A 26,256-nucleotide genomic window follows, 5' to 3' on the forward strand; every position below is an offset into this window, starting at 1 on the left:
AGTGGAAGAAGATAGATTAATAACGACTGATTTAAGATCGGGAGAAGAAAATTTTGACAATTCATTGAGACCAAAGTGGTTTAATGACTACATTGGCCAAGACAGCGTTAAAGAAAAGCTTAAAATTTTTGTTAATGCTGCAAAGATGAGAGGCGAGCCACTTGACCATGTTTTATTATATGGACCACCAGGACTTGGAAAGACTACACTTGCGAACATCATCGCAAATGAGATGGGTGTTAATATTAAGATAACATCAGGTCCTGCGATTGAAAGACCAGGTGACTTGGCATCAGTACTCACAAATTTAAAAGACGATGACGTATTATTCATTGACGAGATACACAGAATTTCACGTTCTGTTGAAGAAATTTTATATCCAGCAATGGAAGATTATTCACTTGACTTAATCATCGGCAAGGGACCATCAGCAAGGTCAGTAAGGATAGACCTTTCAAGATTCACTCTTATAGGTGCAACTACAAGGGCAGGACTTTTGTCATCACCGTTAAGAGATAGATTTGGTGTGATATTAAATTTAGATTTATACGACGAAGAGTCTTTATGTGAGATAGTTACAAGATCTGCTGGCATTTTAGATGTAGATATTGATGAAGAAGGCGCAAGAGAGATAGCTAGAAGATCAAGAGGTACACCAAGAATTGCAAACAGGCTTCTTAAGAGAGTTAGAGACTATTCACTAGTTCTTGAAGATGGTTCAATTACAGGCAAAATTGCAAAAAAAGGTCTAGATATACTAGAGATAGATCACTATGGCCTTGATAAAACAGACAGAAAGATACTTGATGTTATGATAAATACTTATGGAGGCAATCCTGTCGGCTTAGACACACTTGCAGCATCATCAAATGAAGAGAGGACTACGGTTGAAGATGTTTATGAGCCATATCTAATTCAGCTTGGGTTCATCGCAAGAACACCAAGAGGCAGAATTGCAACAAAGTTAGCTTATGAACACATGGGCTACAAGTATGACAAAGGAGATACAGATGAAGAATAAAATATTATTTATAATAACAATATTTTTATTAGTGTTTTCTATGAGAAGCGCTAAAGCTGAAACTGGATATGAGCATATAACTAATGTTGATGTAAAATTAGGCATAAGCGCACAAAATTTAAATGAATTAAAATTATCTAGTAATGATGGTTTTGAAATAAGAGATATGTTCTCAAATTTAAGTTTATTTCAAAGTTTTGAGAAAAATATTGTTTTAAAATTAAATGGCCAAAATTATGATATTTATGATGCTCAAGGAAATTATTTATCAAGTATGGCAACAAATAAAACTATGAAGATTTTATCTCCTGGAGCTAATCCAATCAAGATAAATAATAAAAGATACAGAGGTTATCTAACATTTGCTTATATAGACAATCAATTGTCCATCATAAACAATCTTGGCCTTGAAGAATATCTTTATGGCGTTGTTCCAAGGGAAATGCCAAGCACTTTTTCTTACGAAGCACTTAAGGCACAAGCTGTAGCGGCTAGGTCTTATGCTGTTACTAGCGTCACAAGAAATAAAGATAAATCATTTGATTTATACGATACAGTTTCTAGCCAAGTTTATGGCGGTTTTGATGCCGAAAGGGATAATGTGAGAAAAGCAGTTGATGAAACTAGAGGACAAATCTTATTATCTGATGGAAAAGTAGTTAACGCAACATATTCGTCGTCAAATGGCGGATACACAGCGGATGCTAATGATGTTTGGGGAACTAAATTTAAATATTTAATTTCTAAAGAAGATAAATATTCTATAAATGAACCAAATTATAACTGGAATTTCGAAATTTCAGCAAATGATTTGATTAACGGGCTTAAAAAACAAGGTATAAATATCAAATCAATTAATCAAATATATATTAAAGAAAATAATATTAGTAATAGAGTAAAAACTGTTGCTATAAAAGATGGCGCTAAAGAAGTTCTTGTAGATAATAATAAATTTAAAAACGCAATAGGCGCAAATAAATTTAAGAGCAGTATGTATACTCTTGAGATAAAGGGCGCTAGCAATGCTGTTGTAGCACCTGAAGATAATGAGGAAGAAGTAACGGTAGTTTTTGAAGATGGTGTAGCTATATTTATAAGTGATGTAACAAATAAAAAAGCTAGTCCAAGTCCATCAATAAATACTGAAGCAAAGATTAAAATATCTGGTCACGGTTGGGGACACGGCGTTGGATTAAGTCAATGGGGCGCTAACAACATGGCAAAAGCTGGACTAAAATATGATGAAATACTAAAATTTTACTATGACGGAGCTGAAATAAGTAATGGAAACTAAAGATTTTTACTATGATCTACCTGAGGAGCTGATTGCTCAGCACCCAATAGATAAGAGAGATGAATCAAGACTTATGGTCTTGGACAGAAAGACTGGCAAGGTCGAGCACATGATTTTTCATGACATAATAAACCTTCTTCATGAAGGCGATGTGCTAGTTGCAAACGATAGCAAGGTAATACCTGCGAGACTTTTTGGTAATAGACCTGGAAAAGAAGAAAAGATTGAAGTACTTTTGATTTCACAAACTGAGGAAGATACTTGGAAGACTCTTGTTAAGCCAGGCAAGAAAATGAAGATAGGCAGTGAAATTGAATTTGGCCACGGTCTATTAAGAGCAGAAGTTGTTGATATCGATGACGACGGCGTTAGATATATAAAATTTAAATACGACGGAATATTTTTAGAAATATTGAATGAACTAGGCGAAATGCCTCTTCCACCATATATCAAGGAAAGGCTAGAAGACAAGGATAGATATCAAACTGTTTATGCCAAAAATCTTGGCTCAGCAGCTGCACCAACAGCTGGGCTTCACTTTACTAAGGAGCTTTTAAAAGAGCTTGAAGAAAAGGGAGTGAAGATAGTTTATTTGACGCTTCATGTTGGACTAGGAACATTTAGACCAGTGAAGGTAACAGATGTTGAGAAACATAAGATGCATAGCGAGTTTTATAATCTTTCTGAAGAGGCAAGCGAGATTATAAATAAAGCAAAAAAAGAAGGAAGAAGAGTTATAGCCGTTGGAACTACTACAGTTAGAACGCTTGAAACAATAGCTGCAAAGGGGGAGATAAAAGCTAGTCATGGATGGACTGATATATTCATATATCCGGGTTTTGAATACAAGGCAGTTGACGCACTAATCACAAATTTCCACTTACCAGAGTCAACGCTAATTATGCTTGTAAGTGCCTTTGCATCAAAAGAGATGATACTTAACGCATACGCGGAAGCTGTTAAAGAAAGATACAGATTCTTCAGCTTTGGCGATGCAATGTTTATATTGGATAGATAATATGGAATTTGAATTAATTAAAAAAGATAGTAAAACTAAAGCAAGAGCAGGTCTAATGAAATTAAAGCATGGAGTGGTTGAAACACCTATCTTTATGCCAGTTGGCACTAGAGCAACTGTAAAGACTATGACACCTGATGAACTAAAGGACTTAGGTGCTCAAATCATTCTTTCGAACACATATCACTTGCATTTAAGACCGGGAGAAGATATAGTTCAAAAAGCTGGTGGACTTCACAAGTTTATGAACTGGGATAAGCCAATATTAACTGATAGCGGTGGTTTTCAAGTGTTCAGCTTAGGCAAGATGAGAAAAATTACTGAAGAAGGCGTTGAGTTTCGCTCACATATAGATGGCTCAAAGCTGTTTATATCTCCAGAGAAATCAATTGAGATACAAACTAAGCTTGGCAGCGATATAATGATGGCCTTTGACGAGTGTGCTCCATATCCTGCTAGTAGGGAATATATTATAAACTCAATGCACAGAACGACTAGATGGCTCGAAAGATGCAAGGAAGCTTGGACTGATAGAGAAAATCAAAATTTATTCGGAATTATCCAAGGAGGCCTTTATAAGGATCTTCGTAAAGAGCATGCTAAAGAAATTTGTTCAATTGACTTACCAGGATACGCTGTTGGCGGATTATCTGTAGGCGAGCCAGTCGAGCTAATGAACGAGGTTCTTGATTATGTAACTGATTACATGCCTGAAGATAAACCAAGGTACAATATGGGCGTTGGTACTCCATTATACTTATTTGAATCAGTTGAAAGAGGTATAGATATGGCTGACTGCGTTCTTCCAACGAGAATATCAAGAAATGGAACGCTTATGACATCACACGGCAGACTTGTAATAAAGAACGCCAAATACAAAGAAGACTTTACAAAGCCGGATCCTGAGTGCGATTGCTACACTTGTAGACATTACTCAAGAGCTTATTTGAGACATTTATTTAATGTCGACGAGATTCTTGCTTATAGACTCGCAACTATTCATAATTTAACTTTCTTATTAAAGATGATGAAAAATATTAGAGAGTCAATCTTAGGAGATTATTTCTTAGAGTATAAGCATGAATTTTATAAAAAATATGGATATTTAAAGTAATATAGTGTATAATAGTATTAACACTAGAGGGAGGTTATATAATGACATTAACATTTTTAACAGGAGCTGCACAAGCAAACGCAAGCGGATCATTACTAAGCATGATAATACCTTTTGTATTATTCGGAGCATTCGCGTACTTCTTTTTAATCAGACCACAAAAGAAACAAGCACAAAAGTTACAAGAGTTAAGAGATTCACTTAAAGTTGGAGATCAAATCGTAACAATTGGCGGTATTTTAGGTAAAATTGTTCAAATCAAAGAAGATGTTTATGTAATCGAAATAAGTCAAGGACAAAACATGGAGATTGCTAAATGGGCATTCAGAGATAGAGCAACAAGAAAAGAGATTAAAAACGTAGAAAAATCAGAAGATTTATAAAAATCAAGGCTGGTCATAGTGGTCAGCCTTGATTTTTTTGATTAAATACGAGTGTTTTGGGTAAATATACTTAGGTGGTGATTTAATGCGAAATATATTTTTATTAGCCAATGCAGATGTTTTTCTACTTACAGATATTGCAGCATTTTTATTAGTGTTAATAGGCATGTTCTTTTTAAGCCTCGCCTTAATCAATAAAAAACAAACAGCTTACATAACATTATTTTTCTTAACACATCTAATTTTGTTTGGATCTAGAATATTATGCCAAACAAATAATTTTTATCCGCTAGCAATATTTATATTTGGCTGTATATTTATAGTTTTAGAAATATTTATACCAGGATTCACAGTAACTGGAGTTATCGGTATATTAGGCTATCTAACATCTATAAATTTAGCGTTTAGTGATTATAAATATGGTTTATTAGCAATAATTATTTCTCTTAATTTAAATATAGCTTTTCTTAGATTTATGTTTAAAAAAGGCTACACATTAAAAGGTTTAACACATTTTGTTTTAAGTACACAGTCAAATTTAAAAGAAAATAAAGAAGAAATAAATGAATTAGAAAAACTAATTGGCAAAGAAGCAAAATCAATAAGTTCGCTTGGACCAACAGGTTTTGTCTTGGTAGACGAAGTAAAATACAACGCTATAAGCTACGATGGCTATCTTGATAATAATCTTGATCTTAAGGTTATAGCAGTTAAAGGAAGATATTTAATAGTTGACAAGGAGGTTAAGTAAAATGTTTTTATTAGGAAATTTAATTAATGGAATTTTATCAGGAGGATTTATATTTATAATACTTGGTCTAATAGTGCTAAGTATGTTCTTTTCATTCGTGCCAATAGGCTTGTGGATAACAGCATTCTTCTCAGGAGTTAAGGTTAGCATGGCTACACTTACTGGTATGAGACTAAGAAGAGTTGCTCCAAGCAAGATCATTAACCCAATGATTAAGGCTACAAAGGCTGGACTTGATATAAAGGTTAACGAACTAGAAGCCCACTACCTAGCTGGTGGTAACGTTGATACACTTGTAGACGCGCTTATAGCGGCTCAAAGAGCTGATATACCACTAGACTTTACAAGAGCAGCAGCCATCGACCTAGCTGGACGTAATGTTCTTGAAGCAGTTCAAGTAAGTGTAAACCCTAAAGTTATTGAAACTCCATCAATATCAGCAGTTGCTATGAATGGTATAGAAGTAGTTGTAAAAGCAAGAGTAACTGTTAGAGCTAATATCGAGAGATTAGTTGGTGGTGCTGGTGAAGAAACTATCATCGCAAGAGTTGGTGAGGGTATTGTAACTACAGTTGGTAGCGCGGATACACATAAGGCCGTGCTTGAAAATCCTGATAGCATTTCAAAGACAGTTCTTAAAAAAGGTCTTGATTCAGGAACAGCATTTGAAATACTTTCTATAGACATAGCTGATATCGACGTTGGTAGAAACATTGGAGCTAAACTACTTATGGATCAAGCAGATGCCGATAAGAAGATAGCTCAAGCTAAGGCAGAAGAAAGACGTGCCATGGCTGTTGCTAGCGAACAAGAAATGAAGGCTGAAGTTCAAAAGATGAAATCAAAAGTTGTTGAAGCTGAAAGAGAAGTACCTCTAGCTATCGCTGAAGCCTTAAAGAATGGCAACTTAGGAGTTATGGATTATTATAAGATGAATAACATAAACTCAGATACAGACATGAGAAAGTCCATATCCGACACACAAAAGCTAGATAAGTAGGATAATATGGATGGATTATTTGTATTAGCTTTTTTATTCATGTTTATATCTTCTATATCTACGGTTTTAAAAGAAGCCAATAAGAAAAAACAAAATGAGCTTTTAAATAAAAAAGTAGATGATATTTACAAGAAAATGATGCAAGAAAATAAAATAAATAAAAATTCTATAAAAGAAAAAACACAAAAAAACTTTAAAAAGATAGGCAATTTAGAAAAGCACTACGACGAGGCAATAAGAGATGATTATAAAGAGATGGCTGAGGATTATTTTTCTGAAAAGAGTAAAAAGCTTGATGAATATCTATCTAGAGATATTAAAGATAGACTTGAAGATTATAAGAAAAATAAAGAAATAAAACTAAATCAAGAAAAAGAAGAAAAAATTGATTTATTAAACACAGAAGAAAATTGTCCTTATAATGAAATTGAAAGCGAAGAAATTGGAGAAAAAAATATACAATTTTCTAGAAATAACTTGGCAAAATCTATTGTTATAAAAGAAATACTAGATAAACCACTAGCACTAAGGAGGATTAATGAGTAGAGAACTTAATTTTGACAGCAATAAGCAAGAGGCGTTAGCTGGAAATTTAGATACCAATATCAAAATAATTGAAAAAGAATTAGATGTAAAGCTTGATATGAAGTCTGACAAGATAGTTATTGCATCAAACGATGAAGATAAAGAGGCTATGGCAGAAAGACTTATCAAAGCTTTATCAGTACTTATTGATACACAAAAATCACTTAGCAAAGAGGATATATATTATTCCATCAATCTAGTGAAAAAGTCTAAAGAAAATCTTTTATATGATATTCAAAAAGATGTTATAGCTATAACAAGTGAAGGAAAAACGATAAGACCTAAGACTATAGGCCAAAAAAGATATGTAGACATGATTAGAAAGTCTGGCATTACTTTTGGTATAGGCCCTGCAGGTACTGGAAAAACTTATCTTGCCATAGCTATGGCGGTTAATGCTTTTAAAAATAAAGAAGTATCTAAAATAATATTAACGAGACCAGCCGTTGAAGCAGGTGAAAATCTTGGTTTCTTACCTGGAGACCTTAAAGAAAAAGTAGACCCATATCTAAGGCCGGTTTATGACGCTTTATATGAAATCATGGGCAAGGATCAATATGAAAAAAATGCTGAGAGAGGCTTAATTGAAGTTGCTCCACTTGCTTATATGAGAGGTAGAACCTTGGACAAAGCATTCATAATTCTTGATGAGGCGCAAAATACTACAGAAGAGCAAATGAAGATGTTTTTAACTAGGATGGGTTTTAACTCAAAGGTTATAGTTACTGGTGACATAACACAAAGAGATTTACCAAAAGGTAAAAAATCTGGCCTTATAGCAGCTAGCCATATCTTAAGAAATATTAGCGGCATTAGTTTTATTGAGCTTACTCAAACTGACGTTGTTAGAAATATACTAGTACAAAGAATTATTGAAGCATATAATATTTACGAGAGCAAAAAGCTTGAAAAAGAAAGTAAAGAAAGAGAAGAAAAAGATGGACATAGTGATAAATAACGAAAATAATTATCCGATTGAGGCCTCTTATGAAGATACTATGAAGAAGATTGCCTCGCTTGCACTAGAAAAAGAAGGTCTTGATGATAATTATGAAGTGGGCCTTACTTATGTATCAAAAGAAGAGATAAGGGACTTAAATAGAGATTACAGAGACATTGACAAGGTTACAGATGTATTATCATTTCCATTGATAGAAGATTTTTCATCAGATGAAACTCTTTTAGGCGATGTTGTCATCTCATACGAAGTTGCCCAGGAACAAGCTAAGGAATATGGTCACAGCCTTGAAAGAGAAATAATGTTTTTATTCACTCATAGCATTTTGCATTTGCTTGGCTACGACCATATTGAAGATGACGAAAGACTCATTATGGAACAAAGACAAAGAGAGATACTTGATGAGCTTAAAATCATGCGTTAGTATTGAAATTATAGCCAAAATATTGTATAATAAAGATTCGGGGTATATATAATGGATAATAAAAAACTTATTGAATCTGCTTTAAACGTTTTAGATAGATCATATTCCATTTATTCAAACTATAAAGTAGCCGCAGCTGTTGAAATGGCTGATGGAACTGTGTATAAAGGTGTCAATATTGAGAATGCGTCGTATGGCTTAACAATATGCGCTGAAAGAAGCGCCATAGCAAACGCTATTACAAATGGTGACTCTAGAACAATAAAGAAGATAGCGATAATTAATAAAGATTCATATCCATTCCCATGTGGAGCGTGCAGACAATTTATAAGTGAATTTACAAAAGACGCTGAGATAATTGTTGCTAAGAGCTCAGATGATTATAAAGTTTTTAATATAAAAGATTTATTACCTGAATCTTTTTCATTAGATGATAATTAGAGGTGAAACGATGGAATTTAAATCAGGCTATGTAGCTGTTGTTGGCAGACCAAACGCTGGCAAGTCAACGCTACTAAATAAACTAGTTAAATTTAATATATCGATAATTTCAGATAAACCGCAAACTACAAGAGATATAATCAATTTTATATATACAGATGATGATGCACAAATCATCTTTATGGATACACCTGGATATCAAATCGCTAGAAATAAACTTGGAGACTACATGGATAAGGCGATGAGATCAGCTTTAGAAGATGCTGACATGATTCTTTACATTATTGATGGCTCAGTACCATTTAAGGCTGGAGAAAAAGAGCTTATGGACATAGTTACAAGCGCAAATAAAGACGTAGTCATCGCTATAAACAAGATAGATAAAAAAGAATCACATATAGATGAAATTATTGCTGAGATTAACTCAAGAAATCTTAAATCAATCACAGTGCCTATAAGCGCTGGCAATGACGAGAATTTAGATAAATTATTAGACGAGATAAAAAATATTCTAAAACCAGGACCAATGTATTACGATGGCGAGTATTTAACTGATAAACCGATGAAGTTTATTGTCTCTGAAATAATTAGACAAAAGTGCCTTTTGTACTTATCTGAAGAAATACCTCACGGTATCAATATTGAGATACTTAAGTACGAAGAGCTTGAAGATAGTGTTAATATTGATGCTATCATATATTGCGAAAGAGATAGTCACAAGGGCATAGTAATTGGTAAAGATGCTTCTATGATTAAAAAGATTAGACTTTCTGCTAAAAAAGATATTAAGGCGATGCTTGATACAGAGGTTAATCTTAAGCTAAATGTAAAAGTTGCTAAAAACTGGAGAAAGAACGAGGATAAGGTGAAGTTTTTTGGATACAAATAAGTCCGAAAAGTTTAGAGGCATTGTAATTGCAAGCAAGAGTGATCATAAAAGCGGAAAGATTCTTGATATATACACAGTTGAACTAGGACGTATCAAAGCTTATGTGCGAAGTGCTTATGATTTAAGAGATAATGTTTCTAGAAGCTCCTTTGTATTTACTGAATCTGAATTTAGCCTATCGCAATACAAAGACATCTTTATGGTAAACGATTCAAAAGTTTTGTATGCACCAAAGCTTCTTGATGGCGATTTAAAAAAGATTCAAGATTTTGCTTTTTTATCAGAACTTCTTATGACTTTATTAAATACACAAGAGGGCGACGATTATATCTACACTATGATAATTACAATGCTGAACGTCATGGACATATATCCAGAAAAAGCTAAACTAATAATATTAGCCTTTATTTTGAAACTAATATACATACTAGGATATTTCCCTAGAATTCAAACAAAGGATGAAATTAATACTTATAGCTTTAACTATGAAGATGGCATGATTATCGCAAGAGATAAAGAATACTCAAATAAATCAATAACAATAAAAGAAATAAACTTTATGAATTACTTATTAAATAGCAAATTTAAAGATTTAATAAGTATAGGATACGAAGAAAAATATATATTAAATTTAAAAAGATTATTTATAAATTATATTTTATATATATTTGATAAAGATGAATTTAAGACTCTTAAAGTCAAATATTGAGGAGGAAAAAATGTATTTTCAAGATTTAATGATGAATCTACTAAATTATTGGAAGGACAAAGGCTGCTTAGTAATGGAGCCTTATGACGTTGAAAAAGGCGCAGGAACGATGAATCCACACACATTCCTTAGGTCACTTGGACCTGAACCATGGAGAGTTGTTTATGTAGAACCATCAAGAAGACCAGCAGATGCAAGATATGGTGAAAACCCAAACAGAGTTTATCAACACCATCAATTACAAGTAATTCTTAAGCCATCGCCATACGATGTGCAAGATTTGTATCTAGACAGCTTAAAAGCAATAGGTATAGACCCATTGAAACACGACATAAGATTCGTTGAAGATAACTGGGAATCACCTACACTAGGAGCGTGGGGACTAGGCTGGGAAGTTTGGCTTGACGGCATGGAGATTACTCAATTCACATATTTTCAACAAGTTGGTGGACTTAATCTAGATTTAGAATCCTCAGAATTAACTTATGGACTAGAAAGAATAGCTATGTATTTACAAGACGTTGACAATGTATATGATATACAATGGAACGAAAACTTTACTTATGGAGACATATTCAAAAAGGCTGAGTACGAGCATTCTGTATATAGTTTTGAACTTGCTGACAAAGATTTATTACAAGAAATGTTTGAAAGATATGAAGCTGAATGCAAAAGAATTATCGAGAAAGGTCTTATACTTCCAGCTTATGACTATGTACTTAAGTGTTCACACACATTTAACGTCCTTGACGCGCTTGGAGCTATATCTGTTTCACAAAGAGCAAATTATATACTTAAGGTCAGAAGCTTAGCTAAACTGATAGCAAGTAAATATGTAGAGCAAAGGAAAGAGATGGGATTTCCTTTTACTAAGAAAGTAGGTTTTAACAATGACAAATAGATATTTTATTAGAAGTAGGCATGGAAGAATTGCCTGCTAGCTACTCAAAATTAGCTATAGAACAATTTAAAAACGCTTTTGAAAAATTATTGAATGAAAACTCATATAAAGACTTTGAAGTTAATGTTTATACTACACCAAGAAGAATTACAACTATAATTGATAATATAATTGAAAATGAAAGTATTGAAAAAGAAGAGATAAAGGGACCATCTAAAGCAATATGTTTTGACCAAGATGGCAATCCAAGCAAGGCACTACAAGGATTTTTAAAATCAAAAGGCCTAAGCCTTGATGATATCTTTTATAAAGAATTAGGCGGAACAGAGTATGTTTTTGCATCTGTTGAGCACAAGAGTTTAAGCTTTACTGAGCTTATTGAAGCAAACGTAGAAAGCATTATCAGAAAGATAGTTTTTCCTAAATCAATGAAATGGGGCGGAAGAGATTTAAGATTTGCTAGGCCAATCAGATGGATAGTCTCACTTTATAATGATAAAGTTGTTAAATTTAATTTCGAAGATATTAGAGTATCAAATTTAACAAATGGTCACAGATTCTTATCAAAGAAAGATATTGAAATACCTGATGCTCATGATTATATGAAGATTATGGAAGATAGCTTTGTTATTGTGGATAATGATGAAAGAAAGGCTAGAATAAGACTAGAATCTGAAAGACTAGCTAAATCAGTTGGTGGATCAATACAAAATGATGAAGCAATCATTGATCAAGTAAATAATCTAGTTGAGTATCCTACACCACTACTTGGAACAATTAAGGATCAATATCTAGAGCTTCCAGATGAAGTAGTAATTACACCAATGAAAGATCATTTAAGATATTTCCCAGTAGTTGACACAAAGAACAGACTTATGAATCACTTCATCACAGTTAGAAATGGTGATGACAAATATATAGACATAGTTAGAAAAGGCAATGAAAAAGTTCTTGCTGCTAGACTTGAAGATGCAAAATTCTTCTTTAATGAAGATAGAAAGAAAAATCTTGAAGACTATGTTGAAGATTTAAAGACAATAGTATTCCAAGATAAATTAGGAACACTTTATGATAAGACCATAAGAAATATGAAGCTTTCTGAAAAGATTTGCAATGACTTAAACGTAGGAGAAGAAACTCTTGAAACTACTAAAAGAGCTGCATATCTTTCTAAAGCAGACCTTGCTACAAAGCTAGTAGTTGAATTTACTGAATTACAAGGCGTTATGGGTAAGATTTACGCGAAATTATCAGGCGAGCCAGTAGGCGTTCAAGAAGCAATCTATGAACATTATTTACCAAGATTTGCTCAAGACTCACTACCAACAACAACTGCAGGTGTTGTACTTGCAATGGCTGATAAACTTGATACTATATCAGGATTATTCTCAATTGGCACTAAGCCAAGTGGATCACAAGACCCATTTGGTATAAGAAGAGCTACTTTGGGTATTATTAATATAGTATTAGAAAAATCTTTGGATATATCTATCGATTCACTAGTTGAAGAAACTTTATATAATTATGTTAATGTTAATGAGCTTAAATTTGACTATGATGAAGTTAAAAAGAGCGTTCTAGACTATATAGAAACAAGATTTATAGGTATATTACAAGATAATAATTATGATATAAATTTAATAAAAGCAGTTATGAATAAAAATAAAGATTTAAATTTATTAAATATAAAACAAAGTCTTGCTAAACTTGATAGCATTAAAGATAGCAATGAATTTGTTGATGCAGTAGCTGCATTTAGAAGAATATATCAAATATCTAAAGGTAAAGAATTCGAAAAAGTTGACCCTAATCAAGATATCATGGAAGAAAGCGAAAAAGAATTATTTAATTTATATTCAGATTTAAAGGCTAAAAATATTAATTTAAACGAGATAGATGTAGTTGAAGCAATTAAGGTTCTTGCAAGATTTAAGTCTAGCATCGATAAGTTCCTTGACTCAACTATGGTCTTAGTTGACAACAAACTTATAAAAAACAACAGACTTTCATTGATATCACTAGTTCTTAATGAATTTAACTCTGTATTAGATTTTAAAGAAATAGAGGAGATTTAATTGAACGATATAACTATATTTGTAATTTCAGACTCTATAGGCGAAACAGCTGGTAAGATTGCAAGATCATGTATTAAGCAATTTTCTCCAGATGCTTACGAGATTAAGAGATTCCCTTATGTCGATAGCAAAGACAAGATATTTAATGTTTTTGAAAAGGCAAAACTTGTTCCTTCAGTAGTTATTTTTACTACTGTACTTGAAGAGCACGCCCAATATATTGAAGCTTTAGGAAAAAAGTACAATATACCTACGGTTAATGTAATGAGTAAAGTTTTGGAATCTATTGAATCAGTATTGCATCAAGCGCCTATTAGAGAAGCAGGACTAATCAGAAGACTCGATCAAGAGTATTTTGACAAAGTTTCTGCCATAGAATTTGCAGTTAAATATGATGACGGAAAGGACCCAAGAGGTATAATCTTAGCGGATGTAGTTTTGCTAGGCATATCTAGAACGTCTAAAACACCGCTTTCTATGTATTTAGCAAATAAAAATTACAAAGTAGCCAATGTTCCGCTACTTCCTGAGATAGAACCGAGCGAATTTTTATATGAGAAGGACAAAAGAAGAATTTTCGGTTTAATAGCTTCTGATAGAAAGATTAATGAAATTAGAATCGAGAGAATGAAGTCCTTAGGAATCGAAGACATAGGCAACTATGCTTGTACAGACAGAATTAATGAAGAGCTTAGATATTCTAAGGAAATCATGGGCAAGCTTGGCTGCCAAGTTATTGACGTTACAAATAAAGCTATAGAAGAGACAGCATCTATTATAATTGATAGTTTAACAAAGAATTTTGGTGAGATTAATGATTAATTTTAGAGAAAATTATGAGGCTTTTCAAAATTCTTACCTTTCTGAATATGCTTGTAAGTGTTCAGACACAAAGGGAAGAAAGATTAAAGAGGAAAAGTGCAATATAAGAACTGATTTTCAAAGAGACAGAGATAGAATACTTCACTCAAAAGCGTTTAGAAGACTTAAGCATAAAACACAAGTATTCTTAGCGCCACAAGGAGATCACTTTAGAACAAGACTTACTCATACGCTAGAAGTTAGCCAAATTGCTAGAACCATAGCGAGAGCTTTAAGACTAAACGAAGACCTTGTTGAAGCCATTTCTTTAGGCCACGACTTAGGCCATACACCTTTTGGTCATGCTGGCGAGAGTGCTCTTAATGAAAGATGTAAGGAATTTGGAGGATTCAAGCACTATGAGCAAAGCTTAAGAGTAATTGATGTGCTTGAGAAGAGAAATGGTAAGTTTGGCCTAAATCTTTGTGAAGAAGTAAGAGATGGTATACTTAATCACAGCGGTCAAAATGAAGCTTTTACACTTGAAGGAAAATTGGTTAAATTTGCAGATAGAATCGCTTATATCAATCATGACATAGATGATGCTATCAGAGCAGGAATACTAGCGGAAAAAGATATACCAAAAGATTTAATAGAAATTTTAGGTGATTCACACTCAAAAAGAATAAATACACTTATTACAGATATACTAAAGGAAAGCTACGGACAAAATCATATTGCCATGTCTAATGAGATAGGCGAGGCGATGGAAGCTTTAAGAGCTTTTATGTTCAAAGAGGTTTATTTCAGCCCGCTTACTACTAAAGAGCATAATAAAGCAAAAAATTTAATATCAATGCTATATGATTACTACGAAGAGCATCCTGATAAATTACCTGATAATATTAAAGAGATACAAGCAAGCGTAAATCAACAAATTTGCGACTACATCGCAGGAATGTCTGATATATACGCGATTAATGAGTTTAATAAGATATATGTACCACAAACTTGGAAGAGTGAGGTTATAAAATGAAAGTAATTAATGCAGCAGTCATTGATAAAATTAAAGAATTTAATAACATAGAAGATGTAATCGGAGAAAATATTAAACTTGAGAAAAAAGGTGCATCTTATACTGGCTTGTGCCCATTTCACAAGGAAAAGACCCCTTCTTTCCATGTTAATAGCAAAGACGGCTACTACAAATGTTTTGGCTGCGGAGAAGCTGGGGACGTTATTACTTTTATAGAAAAGTACAAAAATTATTCTTTTCAAGAAGCAGTTGAATATCTTGCAGATAGAGCAAATATAACTCTTCGAGAAGCTTCAGTTAAAAAAAAACTGAAAATGATCTCATAGATAAGTTTTATGATATCAATAAAACAGCTCTTGATTTCTTTCAAAATCAAATACTTAAGTCAAAAATTGCTATTGACTATTTGATGAAGAGAAAATTAAATAAAGATACTGTTTTAAAATATCAACTAGGCTATGCACCAAACGAGTGGACAGCACTTAAAGATTATTTATTAAGCAAAGGATATAATGAAGAATTTATTATAAGATCTGGCCTTGCTAAGAGAAAAGAAGGCAAAGACAGTTCTTATGACACTTTTAGAAATAGACTAGTATTTCCTATAGTTGATTCACATAACCACGTTCTTGGCTTTAGTGCTAGAAGCCTTGATAATAGTATGCCTAAATATCTAAACACAAGCGAAAATATTGTGTTTAAGAAGAGAGAATTATTATTTGGATATAATATATATAAAAAAGAAGCAGATAGAGATAAGATTTTATTAGTTGAAGGAAATATCGATGTAATGAGTCTTTATCAAGCAGGTGTTAATTATGCTGTAGCTAATCTTGGTACAGCCTTTACCATTAACCAAGCTAATTTACTTAAGAGGAATGCAAAAAAGATTTACATTTGCTACGATGGTGATAAAGCAGGCAAGAATGCGACTCACAAGGCGATAGAGATACTTAGATCCATAGACGCAAAGTCAAATGTGGTCACACTACCAGAGGGCCTTGATCCAGATGATTTTATTAAAAAATATGGCCTTGCAGGATTTACGGCAAAATTAAATGAAGCAAAAAATTCTGTAGAGTATGAAGTTTCTGAGCTTATGGAGCTTTATGATGTCAACGACCCAGAAAGTCTTCTTCAACTTATAAATGAAATTTCAAATCTATTGTCAAAGATAAGTGATAAGATCGAAAGAGAGATTTACATAGACTATATTTCAAGAGTCTACTCTATAGATAAAAGTCTTTTGACAAATCAAGTCTCAAAAACAAAATACGTTAACAAGTATAAAGAGAAATATACTGTACCAGAGGTACCAAAAATTAAAAAATTAGATATAGAAATTATCGATGAGAATCTTTTGATATATGCTTTAGCAGATATTAAATATTTTAAATATATAAATAAGGAAATTTCTATAGATAATTATAGTAAAGTGTTTAAAATTAATATGCCACTACTAAAGTCCAAATACGAGGGCAATGCCGATATAGAGCTTGATGACTTTGATATAGCTGATAAAGAAAATGCGCTTTTGGAGATTGATAGTATTAGAAAGAAATCTGAAGAATCTACTTATACTAATCTCAAAGAATTATTAGAAAAAAGAGAAAAGCTAAAATCAAAGAACTATGTAAGCGATTTATTGAGTCAAATTAGTGATGGCAAAGGTGATGCCATGGAGCTTTTAAAATTAATAAAAAAGCACCGTGATAATGAATGATGAAGGGAAGTGTTCTTATGAAAAAAGCGAAGAATACTAAGGCAAATAAAATTCAAGAAGAAAATCTAAATGATGAGGCAATAAAGATTATTGATGACAACGTGAGTGAAGAAAAAAGACAGGCAATGTATGATCTTCTTAATGAAGGAAGACAAAAGGGTTTTGTCAACTACAAAGATATTGAAGATAGCCTTGATAAATTCGATGTAACAGAGGATGAGGTAATATCTTTCTATGATGCATTGGATGCGGCTCAAGTAAGTATTATTGATTCAAAAGAAAATGAGGACGAAGACATTCTTATAGATGAAGATTTTGTTATAGATGAAGAAGATGATGATGAAAATATTGATTTAGACGAGATAAGGTCTTTTGAAGAAGAATTAAGCAAAGAAGAAAAACTTGAGGCAATTAAAGAAAAAGGCAAAAATAAAGTCATCATAACTGATGATCCAGTAAGGACATACCTTAAAGAGATAGGCCGTATACCATTACTTACATTTGAAGAGGAAGTAGATCTTGCTAAGAGGATTGAAGAAGGCGATGAAAGAGCCAAAGATCAATTGGCAGAAGCAAATCTTAGACTAGTGGTAAGTATTGCTAAGAGATATGTTGGTAGAGGCATGCAATTTTTGGATTTAATTCAAGAAGGAAACATGGGTTTAATCAAGGCAGTTGATAAATTCGAGCACAAAAAAGGCTTTAAGTTTAGTACTTATGCTACTTGGTGGATTAGACAAGCAATAACAAGAGCCATAGCTGACCAAGCAAGAACAATTAGAATACCTGTTCACATGGTAGAGACTATAAATAAACTTGTTAGAGCACAAAGACAATTGGTTCAAGAACTTGGTAGAGACCCACTTCCAGAAGAAGTTGCTGAACTTATGAACATGGATGTAGAAAAGGTAAGAGAAGTTCAAAAGATTGCTCAAGAGCCAGTTTCGCTTGAAACACCTATTGGTGAAGAAGAAGATTCTCATTTAGGTGATTTTATCCCAGACGAAGAAATACTTTCACCATCGGACGCGGCGACAAATACTATGCTTAGAGAGCAATTAATCACAGTTTTAGATACTCTTACAGATAGAGAAAGAAAAGTATTAGCTTTAAGATTTGGCCTTGATGACGGCAGAACAAGAACACTTGAAGAAGTTGGTCAAGCCTTTGATGTTACAAGAGAAAGAATTAGACAGATTGAAGCTAAGGCACTAAGAAAGCTAAAACATCCAAGTAGATCTAAAAAACTTAGAGACTTCCTTGAACTATAATGAATTATTCATATAGATTAATTGAGATTGCAAAATCAGTTAAAAAAGGCTCGTCACTAGTGGATGTTGGCTGTGATCACGGCTACATTGCTAAGATGCTTTTAGACTCAAATACAATTGATAAAGTTATAGAGAGCGATATTAGTGAAAAATCACTAGAGAAGGCTCAGATGCTTTTATCAGGAGAAAAGTATAAAGACAAAGTTAAATTCATTGTAAGCGATGGACTAGCTAATATTGATACAAGTGAGTACGACACTCTTTTAATCGCTGGCATGGGTGAAGAAACTATAATATCTATACTTAATACAAGCATTGAAAAAGTAAGATTCTTTAGTAATATCATTTTGCAAGCTATGGGCGAAGGCTCGAATATTAGAAAATATTTTAAAGAAAATGGCTTTTTTATAAAAAAGGAGCGTCTTTTTATAGAAAAAGATAAGTACTATAGGCTCTATGAGATAAGTAACAAGGAAACCAATATTATAGACTATAAGTTTCCTGTAAACTTTGATGTTAATGACGTTCATTTTTTAAAAGTTTATTATGACAATGAAGTCAAAAACATTAAGAATATTTTAAAAAATATTAATAAAGATAAAAACTTAATAAAATATAATGAACTAAACGAAGAATTAAATAAAATTTTACAATACATGGAGAAGATTGATGAAAAAAGATAAAATTATTCATACAATAGAAAGCATCTTCCCAAAGGAGCACGCAGAGCCTTGGGATAATTCAGGATTGATTATAGATGCCGACAAAGAAGATATTAATAAAATTTATTTAAGCGTTGATCTCTTATATGATAATATTAATGAACTGGATGATGTGGATATGGTCATAACGCATCATCCTTTAATTTTTAAGGGCATAAAAGAGATTGACATGAGCGCTAGCTCTAAGCTTATTAAAAAGATGGTTAAGAATGACATAGTTTATTATAGTGCTCACACTTCTTTTGATATACAAAGAGTAGGCTTTTATAAATTTTATGAAAATGAATTAAATATGAAAAATACAGATTTTGCCATAAAAGCAGCTGATGATTTAGGTTATGGTATAAGAGGAGAAATTAGCAATTTATCTTTAAAAGAATTAGCAGAAAAAATAAAAAATATTAATAAGGCAAAGTATGTACAAGTTTATAAGAATAACGATAAAAATACTAAAATAATGATTTTAAATGGCAGCGGTAAAGACTTTTTAGACAATGTTCTTGAGTCTATGCCAGATACACTTGTTACATCAGACTTAGGCTATCATGATGTACAGGCACTAAGAAATGCAAAGATTAATCTAATCATGCAAGATCACAATAGCAGCGAATCTGCTTTTGTAAACATTATGGAAGATATTCTTAAAAAGAATTTTAAAGACATTGAAATTATTAAAAATTTCTCATCATTTACTGACAATATTGAAATTTTATAGAAATATTATAGAATTTTTATAATTTTTGTAGTATAATTAAATTTGTAATGAGTAAACCAGATGGTTGCGTGCTTAGGCATGAGGAAAGTCCGTGCTCCACAGAGCAGAATGCTGGATAACGTCCAGTGAAGGCGACTTCAAGGATAGTGCAACAGAAATAAACCGCCATTATTGGTAAGGGTGGAAAGGCAGTGTAAGAGACTACCTACTTTTAGGCGACTAAAGGTGACATGTAAACCCCATTCGGAGCAAAACAAACAAGGGTCAAAGGTTATTGCTCGTAACCTCCTGTAAGGTAAGTTGCTTGATTTTAGTGGTAACACTAAAACTAGATAGATAACCATCTAATACAGAACACGGCTTATAGGTTTACTCATTTACATAAAATTTTCAGCAAGGGAGCTATTAAATGAAAACAAAAACAAACACTATTACAAAAGCGGCGATAATCGCCACACTTTACACAATACTAATACTTTTACAAACAGTATTACCATTTCAACAATTGACATTTGGACCAATACAATTAAGATTAGCTGAAGGACTTACAGTTCTTCCTCTAATGGAGGCTGCAGCAGTGCCTGGACTTTTCGTAGGATGCTTAATTTCTAACATATTTTTATCATTTATGTCAGGTTATGGCATGATAGATATTATATGCGGAAGCTTAGTAACATTACTTGCAGCTTATTTAACAAGAAAATCAAAATCTAAATACTTAGCAATGCTACCACCTATTATATTAAATGGATTTTTAGTATCAATCTGGGTATCATATTTCTCAAATATACCATATTTCACTACAGTTTTAGGAATCATGGGCGGAGAAGCAATAAGTGTTGCAGTATTTGGATCATTAATTTATTATATTTACGATAAAAGAATTAAAAAGGTGATTTAATGAAAAAAAGAAGAATAATTACAATAACTATACTAGTACTTATACTTATTGCGATTATATGGAAGATAAACTCATGTGTATCATGGATGTATAAGCCTTATGACCCTAATGACGACACTGAATATACTATAGAGATACCAGAAGGCAGCGGTGCATCCTATGTGGCAAAAGAGCTTTATGATAAAAAAATAATTAGAAATGGAACTGCTTTTAAAGATGTGCTTAAGGACAATGACCTTGAAAAGCACATAAAGAGCGGTACTTTTAAGGTGAAAAAATCTATGACTTTGCTAGAAATTGCGAATATTATCGCTGGAGAAGGAGAAGAAGCTAAGGGCGAAATTATCAAGGTAACTATACCAGAAGGTTTTGAACTTACTCGTATTGCACAAAGACTTGAAGAAAAAGGCTTGGTATCTAGTGAAGAATTTTTAAATGAATGCAAAAATGTTGATAAATATAAAGAAAAGTATGAATTTTTATCAAATATAAATAATGATACCCTAGAAGGATTTTTATTTCCAGCAACTTATGATATTGCTATGGGATCAAGCAGCGAGGAAATCATAACTAAGATGCTTAATGCTTTTAATAATATTTATAGCAAAATTAGCTCTGAAGTTGATGATTTAAATAAGCTAATCACTTTAGCTTCAATTGTAGAGAGAGAAGCTAAACTTGAAGAAGAAAGACCTATCATAGCAAAAGTGTTTTTAAATAGAATTGATAAAAATATTAGGCTTCAATCATGCGCTACAATTCAATACGCGCTTGGCGAGAGAAAGCCAAAGCTTTCAAATGAAGACTTAAAGATTGACTCACCATACAACACATATACACACGATGGCCTCCCTCCAGCACCTATTTGCAATCCTGGAGAGGCATCGATTGTTGCAAGTCTTCATCCAGCTGATGTTGACTACTTATACTTTGTAGTTAAACCTGGCTCAGACGGCGCACATAATTTCTCTTCTGATTATAATAAGTTCTTAAATGATAAAAAGGACTACAAGAGCAACAATGATTAGCAGATTTATAGATGAGGATGTTTTTAAATATATAGAAAATTTTTCCTCTGAAAGAGAGAATTTTAAAGAGCTTGTTGATTATGCCGAAACTAATAGAGTGCCTATTGTTTCACAAGATGTGGCAAGATTTATAGAGCTTTTGCTTAAAATTATTAAGCCTAAAAATATTTTAGAGATAGGCTCAGCTATAGGCTATTCTTCATTGATTATGTCTAAAGCCTCAGGTGCCGATATATTAACCATAGAAAAAGATGAGGAAACTTTTAAGGTATTAAAAGAAAATCTTAAGAAATATGATACGGATAATAAAATAAAAGCTATCAATGACGATGCTATAAACACGTTGAAATCTATGGATAAAGAAGAAAAATTTGATTTTTGCTTTATTGATGCTAATAAATCACAATATGAAGAGTATTTAAACTTAGTATATGATTTAACAAGAGACAATGCTCTCATACTTATAGATAATATTTTATTTAGAGGCTTTGTGGCAAAAGATGAAGATAATAAAAGATATAGAACTATAATAAAGAATTTAAAAAAATTTATAGAAGATGTTAAAAGCGATAAGAGATTTACAGCAAGTTTACTTACTGTTCACGACGGCTTATTGCTTTTAAGGAAGGAGTAAGATGAAAAAAGTAGAATTACTAGCACCAGCAGGTGATTTAGAAAAGTTTAAAACTGCAATACAATATGGAGCTGATGCTGTTTACTTAGCTGGGGACAAGCTAGGTTTGAGAACTGCTTCTAAAAATTTTAGTTTAGATGATATAAAAGAAGCAACTAAGCTTGCTCATGATTTAGATAAAAAAGTTTATTTAACACTTAATGTTATATCACACAACAAAGACCTTGAAGGTGTAGATGAGTATATACAAAGTTTAGACGAGGCAGGTGTAGACGCTTTTATAGTCTCAGACCCAGGTATTTTTCAAAAAGTTAAAACACTTGCACCAAGTAAAGAAATTCATATAAGCACTCAAGCAAATATTACAAATACTGCTACAGTTGAGTTTTGGAAGAGTCTTGGAGCAGATAGAGTTATACTTGCTAGAGAATTAAGTTTAGAGGAAATAAAAGAAATAAGGGACGAAGTAAAAGATAGCATCATGATTGAAGCCTTTGTCCATGGAGCAATGTGCATGAGCTACTCGGGCAGATGCCTTTTATCAAACTTCATGACAGGTAGAAGCGCTAACATGGGCGACTGCGCCCATCCATGCAGATATAAATATTATCTTATGGAAGAGACAAGACCTGGAGAGTACTATCCTATAACAGAAGATGAGAAAGGTTCATACATCATGAACTCAAAGGATCTTTGCATGATTAACCACATTCCAGAGCTAGTTGAAGCTGGGGTTGATTCATTCAAAATCGAGGGTAGAGTAAAGTCTGAATACTATGTTGCTACAGTTATTAATCAATATAGAAGAGCTATAGATGATTATTATGAAGATATTGAAAAATATAAATTCAATAGAGACAATAACATTTATTTAGAAGAGATAATGAAGGTTAGTCACAGAGACTTTACTACAGCATTCTTCTTTGGAGATGTTAAGGAAGCGTCACTAACTTATGACAACTCTTCATATATTAGGCTGTATGACTTCATTGCAAGAGTTTTAGACTACGATGAAGATAAAAAGCTTATGAAGGTTCAAGAGAGAAATAAATTCTCCATCGGAGACGAAGTAGAGATATTTGGACCAAAATTTTATGATAAATTTACCATAAATAAAATTTATGATGAAGACATGAATGAGGTAGATAATATAAACACACCTATGAAGGAAGCATATATACCTTATGACAAGAAAGTCGAATATAATTATATGATTAGAAGGAAGGCAAATGAATAAATTATCTTCTTTATATGACGATAAAGGCATACTAGAGATACAAAGTAGTAAAGCTGAAGAATTTATTAAAAATACAATTGATTACGCCATTAATAACAGAGCTAGCGATATACACTTTGAACCTTATGATAAGTATATATTGATTAGACTTAGAATTGATGGCGAACTTGTGTTTTTTAAAAAGATTAATAAAAATGCTTATCAAAACATTGTCAATATAATTAAAATTAAGTCTGAGTGTGATACTGCGATTAAATTTGCGCCTCAAGACGGAAGATTTAGCCATGGCGATGTTGATCTAAGAGTTTCCTTTATCGATGCTATATATGGAGAGAAAATTTGTATTAGAATTCTAAACAATAAAGAGATGTTTACTATTGACAATATAGGTTTGTCAGAGAAAGCAAAAGAATTATTCAATAAAATAGTTAAATATAAGTATCAAATGACTATAATAACTGGACCAACTGGTTCAGGTAAAAACTCAACTATGTATACTATGCTCAATAACTTAGACAAAAAGCGTCTAAGTATTGTTAGCGTTGAGGACCCTGTTGAGTATAGAGTTAATGATATAGATCAAATTGAAATACATGATTATAAAGACATAACATTTGCAAACACACTTAGGGCCATACTTAGACAGGACCCTGATGTCATAGCCATTGGCGAAATAAGAGACGAAGAATCTGCACAGATAGCTGTAAGAGCTTCTCTAACTGGTCACAAAATAATTACGACTCTTCATAGTATGAGTCCTGTAACAAGCATTAACAGACTATTAGAGATGGATGTAGAGGCTTCGTATTTATTTACCTCATTAAACGCTATAATAAATCAAAGACTTGTTAAACGATTAAAGTCATCTTATGAAGACATAGATTTTGATGATGATAATGACAAATACTTTGGAAGAATAGCTGTTTTTGAAATAATGCTTATCAATGATAAGATACGTGACCTATTACTAAAAAATAATACTAAGCTAAGCAGTGAAATTTATAACGAGATGAAAAAGCTATCTGACTATGTCAGTTTTGAAGACTCGATAAATTATTTACTTGAACATAAGTTTATAGATGAAAAGACTTACGAAGAGTTCAAAGAAGGCGACATCAATGAAATTTGAAATAATTTTTGAAAATAATAAATCTGAAAGCATAAGTGCAAAAAATATTTATGAAGCTTTTCAAAAGTCTAAAGAAAAAGACATAGATTTCATGGATGTAAAATATTTTAGACCTGCTAAAATATATAGAATTCTTAAGATTAATAGCGTTAGCAAAAAGCATATAGCAAATTTTTTTAGAATAATTGCTTTCAATCTTAAAATAAATAATAATTTACCTCAGATTTTGGAGCAAATGTATCAAAACTCATCAGCTCTAAGTGATCCATTGAAAAATTATTATCCATTAATTAAGGAGCTTATTGAGCACGGCTTTACCTTGTCGGAGATATTAGCAAAGCTTGATATACTTGATAATTTATCATTACTTAGTTTAAGAATAGCTGAAAAGTCTGAGCATATAAAATCAAGCAAAAACTCAAAAGACCTCTCAGAGCAAATTCTTGAGATAAGTGAAAATCTTTATGAACAAGAAGAGTATAAAAATACCATAAACAATATAATGATAAAACCAAAATTTTTAATGGTGGCCCTACTCGCTTTTATTATCATGATTATAGTATTTTTAGTTCCACAGTTTTCATATCTTTTTGATAACGACATGAATTTGATGCCAGATAGTCTAAAACTTTTACTTATTGTAAGTAATTCTATCAAATATAATTATATATATTATATACTTGCTATAATAATATTATTTATTGCCTTTGCTATACTCAATAAAAACGATGGCTACTTATATGTAAAGCAAAGATATTTACTCGAATCGAAAAATGGTTTATATAAAACTAGAATAAATTACAGAATTTTATATTACATGCTAAGTATGCTTAGATCTGGCAGCAAAATAAATGAGATTTTTGATTTCTTTTCAAAAAATTTCGATCTTATATATCTAAGGAAAGAATTTGAAAGAATGACTAAGATGCTAAACGAAGGAGAGACGCTTCATAACGTGCTTGACTCAAGCCATATATTCTTAGACGATGTAAAGACAATACTCATAACTGGTTACGAATCAGAAAATCTAGCTGAAATCATCGAAAATGTCTTGTCACTATACAAGAGAGATTTAAAGAGAAGACTTGATAAATTTGTAAACTCAATTGAGCCTATAATGACCATAATCATGGGACTAGTTTAATGCTGATACTTTTAATGGTATTTAAGCCTATGTATGACTCAATGACAAGTATTATTTCATAGAGGGAGGAAGTTCTTATGAAAAAGTGTAAAATGAAAAAAGGATTTACTTTTGTAGAGATAATCATCTCTATAGCTATAGTTGCTATACTTATTGCTGTTGCAATACCAGCTTATAAAGCAATCAAGACAAGCGCTGAAAGAACTGCACATAATGCAAATGTTGACCAAGTAAGTTCAGTTGCTTTATTATATTTTACAGATTTTCCTAAAGAAAAGAGCGTTACATCAGAAGTTTTATTCAAGCAAGGCTACTTAAAGATGATGTTAAGGTGCCTTCATCAATACCTGCA

The 26,256-nt window shown here is 32.2% G+C and carries 29 protein-coding genes and 1 other RNA gene; all 30 read left to right on the plus strand.

Annotated features, from left to right (window positions below; genetic code table 11):
• Position 1: 1 nt before the first annotated feature.
• Positions 2-1,021, plus strand: coding sequence for a Holliday junction branch migration DNA helicase RuvB (gene ruvB / locus BN30_RS06825; RefSeq protein ID WP_019214759.1), 1,020 nt, complete (start codon positions 2-4; stop codon positions 1,019-1,021).
• Positions 1,011-2,315, plus strand: a complete 1,305-nt coding sequence (locus tag BN30_RS09310) for a SpoIID/LytB domain-containing protein (RefSeq protein WP_019214760.1) — start codon at positions 1,011-1,013, stop codon at positions 2,313-2,315. The genes ruvB and BN30_RS09310 overlap by 11 nt, the downstream gene beginning before the upstream one ends.
• Positions 2,305-3,333, plus strand: coding sequence for a tRNA preQ1(34) S-adenosylmethionine ribosyltransferase-isomerase QueA (gene queA / locus BN30_RS06835; RefSeq protein WP_019214761.1), 1,029 nt, complete (start codon positions 2,305-2,307; stop codon positions 3,331-3,333). Before BN30_RS09310 ends, queA begins: the two co-directional genes overlap by 11 nt.
• A 1-nt stretch (position 3,334) precedes the next feature.
• The gene (gene tgt / locus BN30_RS06840) at positions 3,335-4,447 is read left to right on the plus strand and encodes a tRNA guanosine(34) transglycosylase Tgt (protein ID WP_019214762.1); all 1,113 of its coding nucleotides are present in this window, start codon (positions 3,335-3,337) and stop codon (positions 4,445-4,447) included.
• Between the two features lie 41 nt (positions 4,448-4,488).
• Positions 4,489-4,830, plus strand: coding sequence for a preprotein translocase subunit YajC (gene yajC / locus BN30_RS06845; protein ID WP_019214763.1), 342 nt, complete (start codon positions 4,489-4,491; stop codon positions 4,828-4,830).
• 85 nt (positions 4,831-4,915) lie between these two features.
• Positions 4,916-5,581 (plus strand): NfeD family protein, encoded by a 666-nt coding sequence (locus BN30_RS06850; RefSeq protein ID WP_019214764.1) that lies wholly within the window; start codon positions 4,916-4,918, stop codon positions 5,579-5,581.
• A 1-nt stretch (position 5,582) separates the two neighbouring features.
• Positions 5,583-6,581, plus strand: coding sequence for a flotillin-like protein FloA (gene floA / locus BN30_RS06855; protein ID WP_019214765.1), 999 nt, complete (start codon positions 5,583-5,585; stop codon positions 6,579-6,581).
• Between the two features lie 6 nt (positions 6,582-6,587).
• On the plus strand, positions 6,588-7,127 hold the full coding sequence (locus tag BN30_RS06860; RefSeq protein WP_019214766.1) for a hypothetical protein: 540 nt from the start codon (positions 6,588-6,590) through the stop codon (positions 7,125-7,127).
• On the plus strand, positions 7,120-8,124 hold the full coding sequence (locus tag BN30_RS06865; protein WP_019214767.1) for a PhoH family protein: 1,005 nt from the start codon (positions 7,120-7,122) through the stop codon (positions 8,122-8,124). Before BN30_RS06860 ends, BN30_RS06865 begins: the two co-directional genes overlap by 8 nt.
• On the plus strand, positions 8,072-8,548 hold the full coding sequence (gene ybeY, locus BN30_RS06870; protein ID WP_242824754.1) for an rRNA maturation RNase YbeY: 477 nt from the start codon (positions 8,072-8,074) through the stop codon (positions 8,546-8,548). Before BN30_RS06865 ends, ybeY begins: the two co-directional genes overlap by 53 nt.
• Before the next feature lie 51 nt (positions 8,549-8,599).
• Positions 8,600-8,989: a cytidine deaminase gene (gene cdd / locus BN30_RS06875; protein ID WP_019214769.1), complete on the plus strand. Its 390-nt coding sequence runs from the start codon at positions 8,600-8,602 to the stop codon at positions 8,987-8,989.
• 10 nt (positions 8,990-8,999) lie between these two features.
• Positions 9,000-9,878: a GTPase Era gene (gene era, locus BN30_RS06880; RefSeq protein WP_019214770.1), complete on the plus strand. Its 879-nt coding sequence runs from the start codon at positions 9,000-9,002 to the stop codon at positions 9,876-9,878.
• Positions 9,865-10,587, plus strand: coding sequence for a DNA repair protein RecO (gene recO / locus BN30_RS06885; RefSeq protein WP_019214771.1), 723 nt, complete (start codon positions 9,865-9,867; stop codon positions 10,585-10,587). Before era ends, recO begins: the two co-directional genes overlap by 14 nt.
• 10 nt (positions 10,588-10,597) lie before the next feature.
• Positions 10,598-11,488: a glycine--tRNA ligase subunit alpha gene (gene glyQ, locus BN30_RS06890; protein ID WP_019214772.1), complete on the plus strand. Its 891-nt coding sequence runs from the start codon at positions 10,598-10,600 to the stop codon at positions 11,486-11,488.
• A gap of 2 nt (positions 11,489-11,490) precedes the next feature.
• Positions 11,491-13,563, plus strand: coding sequence for a glycine--tRNA ligase subunit beta (glyS, locus tag BN30_RS06895; protein WP_278244163.1), 2,073 nt, complete (start codon positions 11,491-11,493; stop codon positions 13,561-13,563).
• Positions 13,564-14,385, plus strand: coding sequence for a pyruvate, water dikinase regulatory protein (locus tag BN30_RS10170; protein ID WP_019214774.1), 822 nt, complete (start codon positions 13,564-13,566; stop codon positions 14,383-14,385).
• The gene (locus BN30_RS06905; protein ID WP_026880698.1) at positions 14,381-15,400 is read left to right on the plus strand and encodes a deoxyguanosinetriphosphate triphosphohydrolase; all 1,020 of its coding nucleotides are present in this window, start codon (positions 14,381-14,383) and stop codon (positions 15,398-15,400) included. Before BN30_RS10170 ends, BN30_RS06905 begins: the two co-directional genes overlap by 5 nt.
• Positions 15,397-15,726 (plus strand): CHC2 zinc finger domain-containing protein, encoded by a 330-nt coding sequence (locus tag BN30_RS09670; protein ID WP_019214776.1) that lies wholly within the window; start codon positions 15,397-15,399, stop codon positions 15,724-15,726. The genes BN30_RS06905 and BN30_RS09670 overlap by 4 nt, the downstream gene beginning before the upstream one ends.
• Before the next feature lie 14 nt (positions 15,727-15,740).
• The gene (dnaG, locus tag BN30_RS09320; RefSeq protein ID WP_341348930.1) at positions 15,741-17,123 is read left to right on the plus strand and encodes a DNA primase; all 1,383 of its coding nucleotides are present in this window, start codon (positions 15,741-15,743) and stop codon (positions 17,121-17,123) included.
• Positions 17,124-17,140: 17 nt separating this feature from the next.
• Positions 17,141-18,394 carry an RNA polymerase sigma factor RpoD gene (gene rpoD / locus BN30_RS06915; protein ID WP_019214778.1) on the plus strand — a complete coding sequence of 418 codons (1,254 nt, stop codon included), beginning with the start codon at positions 17,141-17,143 and terminating at the stop codon, positions 18,392-18,394.
• Positions 18,394-19,077: a class I SAM-dependent methyltransferase gene (locus BN30_RS06920; protein WP_019214779.1), complete on the plus strand. Its 684-nt coding sequence runs from the start codon at positions 18,394-18,396 to the stop codon at positions 19,075-19,077. The genes rpoD and BN30_RS06920 overlap by 1 nt, the downstream gene beginning before the upstream one ends.
• On the plus strand, positions 19,064-19,831 hold the full coding sequence (locus tag BN30_RS06925; RefSeq protein ID WP_019214780.1) for a Nif3-like dinuclear metal center hexameric protein: 768 nt from the start codon (positions 19,064-19,066) through the stop codon (positions 19,829-19,831). The genes BN30_RS06920 and BN30_RS06925 overlap by 14 nt, the downstream gene beginning before the upstream one ends.
• A gap of 48 nt (positions 19,832-19,879) precedes the next feature.
• Positions 19,880-20,211: RNase P RNA component class A (gene rnpB / locus BN30_RS09675), an RNA gene on the plus strand.
• Between the two features lie 29 nt (positions 20,212-20,240).
• Positions 20,241-20,732 carry a QueT transporter family protein gene (locus BN30_RS06930; protein ID WP_019214781.1) on the plus strand — a complete coding sequence of 164 codons (492 nt, stop codon included), beginning with the start codon at positions 20,241-20,243 and terminating at the stop codon, positions 20,730-20,732.
• Positions 20,732-21,760 (plus strand): endolytic transglycosylase MltG, encoded by a 1,029-nt coding sequence (gene mltG / locus BN30_RS06935; protein ID WP_019214782.1) that lies wholly within the window; start codon positions 20,732-20,734, stop codon positions 21,758-21,760. The genes BN30_RS06930 and mltG overlap by 1 nt, the downstream gene beginning before the upstream one ends.
• Positions 21,753-22,394, plus strand: coding sequence for an O-methyltransferase (locus tag BN30_RS06940; RefSeq protein ID WP_019214783.1), 642 nt, complete (start codon positions 21,753-21,755; stop codon positions 22,392-22,394). Before mltG ends, BN30_RS06940 begins: the two co-directional genes overlap by 8 nt.
• Before the next feature lies 1 nt (position 22,395).
• Positions 22,396-23,631 (plus strand): peptidase U32 family protein, encoded by a 1,236-nt coding sequence (locus tag BN30_RS06945; RefSeq protein ID WP_019214784.1) that lies wholly within the window; start codon positions 22,396-22,398, stop codon positions 23,629-23,631.
• The gene (locus tag BN30_RS09325; RefSeq protein ID WP_019214785.1) at positions 23,624-24,760 is read left to right on the plus strand and encodes a GspE/PulE family protein; all 1,137 of its coding nucleotides are present in this window, start codon (positions 23,624-23,626) and stop codon (positions 24,758-24,760) included. Before BN30_RS06945 ends, BN30_RS09325 begins: the two co-directional genes overlap by 8 nt.
• A complete protein-coding gene (locus BN30_RS06955) occupies positions 24,750-25,904 on the plus strand; it encodes a type II secretion system F family protein (RefSeq protein WP_019214786.1) in 1,155 nt (384 codons plus the stop codon). The genes BN30_RS09325 and BN30_RS06955 overlap by 11 nt, the downstream gene beginning before the upstream one ends.
• 77 nt (positions 25,905-25,981) lie before the next feature.
• Positions 25,982-26,256 (plus strand): prepilin-type N-terminal cleavage/methylation domain-containing protein (locus tag BN30_RS09330; protein WP_019214787.1); only part of this gene is annotated, 275 nt, incomplete at its 3' end.

The organism is Fenollaria massiliensis (assembly GCF_000312505.2).
Classification (GTDB): domain Bacteria; phylum Bacillota; class Clostridia; order Tissierellales; family Peptoniphilaceae; genus Fenollaria; species Fenollaria massiliensis.